This window comes from Streptomyces graminilatus, assembly GCF_001418565.1.
GTDB classification, from domain to species: domain Bacteria; phylum Actinomycetota; class Actinomycetes; order Streptomycetales; family Streptomycetaceae; genus Streptomyces; species Streptomyces graminilatus.
In genome coordinates, this window is sequence record NZ_LIQQ01000824.1 from 1 (window position 1) to 1,045 (window position 1,045).

Here is a 1,045-nt window from a genome sequence, read left to right on the forward strand (position 1 = left end):
TCCCAGCCCTGGGCCAGCCCCTTCGGCGCCCCCGGTGCTCCCGCGGCCGGCGCCCCGCAGGGCAACCCTTTCGCGGCACCCGCCCCGCACGCCTCCTACGCCCAGCCCGCCGCGCCCGGCGAGCCGGTCCCCCCGCCGCCGACAGCACCCGACGGCCCGGGACAGACCCCGTACGCCTACCCGACGTACCCCTCGCACCCGTCCTACCCGTCCTATCCCTCCGAACGGCAGGACTACGGCTACCCGCACCAGGCGGGATACGCCGCTGCCGGCCCCGGACACCACGCGCCGCCGATGTACGGCGGCGGCCCCGGCTACGGCTGGGGCCCCATGGCTCCCCAGCCGATGAACGGACTGGGCACGGCCTCGCTCGTGGTCGGCATCTCCTCCGCCGTCCTCTTCTGCCTCTGGCCGCTGGCGATCGTCCTCGGCATCCTCGCCGTGGTCCTCGGCCTGGTCGCCCGTGGCAGGGCCCGCCGGGGCCAGGCGACCAACGGGGGCCAGGCACTGGCCGGGATCATCTGCGGTGCCGTCGCCATCGTCCTCGCGGTGGCGTTCGGCGTACTGGTCATCGCGTTCGGCGAGTCCGTGTCCTCGAACACCGACGAGGGCACCAGCAGCTACCGAACGTTTGCCCAGTACTTCGTTCTTCAGGGTGGAGGTGTAGGGCATCCTGAGCCCAGTGGCTCGGAGTTGCCTTGTCCGACAACGTAGTTGGCGGACCTACCGCCGGACTGGCGGGATGTCAAGCCTGTGGAGACCTTGTCAGACCACCTTCGGGTGGCAGAGGTCGATGAAGCAGGAACCCGAGGGAGCACCGCGTAGCGGTGCTGACCGGAATCGCCTACGTTCACGCAGGCGAGGATGTCAATCGACGTCCCTGTCCCAGCGTGGCTAGCGAGCGACCAGGGCGAGCGGCGGACGGGCGGGCGGGTCCGGCAAGCGGTTGGACGGGCGGGCCGGATGAGCAGGTCCGGCGCGAGCCTCCGGATGTGTGGGGCGGGCGAGGCCGGAGGGCGGGTCGGCCTGGCTGTCCGGTCCGGCT

At 72.2% G+C, this 1,045-nt stretch carries 1 protein-coding gene; it reads left to right on the top strand.

Going from position 1 to position 1,045, the window contains the following annotated elements:
* Positions 1-714, top strand: a 714-nt coding sequence (locus AOK08_RS42425; RefSeq protein WP_063794249.1) for a DUF4190 domain-containing protein, incomplete at its 5' end; no start/stop codon positions are given.
* Between the last annotated feature and the right edge of the window lie 331 nt (positions 715-1,045).